Origin of the sequence: Streptomyces scopuliridis RB72, assembly GCF_000718095.1 — a bacterium.
GTDB classification, from domain to species: Bacteria; Actinomycetota; Actinomycetes; order Streptomycetales; family Streptomycetaceae; genus Streptomyces; species Streptomyces scopuliridis.
In genome coordinates this window covers 1-230 of record NZ_JOEI01000112.1, presented here as the reverse complement: position 1 = coordinate 230, position 230 = coordinate 1, and the positions used below count along the sequence as shown (strand labels likewise).

Genomic DNA, 230 nt, shown 5'->3' with positions numbered 1-230 from the left:
GGCCACGAGCAGGTCGAAGTGGGTGTATTCGAAGCGGGTGGTACCGCCGATGGGATCGGTGTGGGTGAGGCAATTGCCCTCGCCGTCGTAGGACCAGGATCCGGTCGCGCCGTCCGGACCGGTACGACTCACGAGTTCGCCCTCGATGGTCCACTGGAGGAGGACAACCGCTCCCAGCGGGTCCGTGATCCGTACGGGGCGGCCGAACGTGTCGCGTTCGTAGCGGGTGA

Annotated in this window: 1 protein-coding gene; it reads right to left on the bottom strand. The window is 66.5% G+C overall.

All coding sequences use genetic code 11. From position 1 onward, the window contains the following. Positions 1-230, bottom strand: a 230-nt coding sequence (locus IF11_RS37550) for an RHS repeat domain-containing protein (protein ID WP_037729573.1), incomplete at both ends; no start/stop codon positions are given.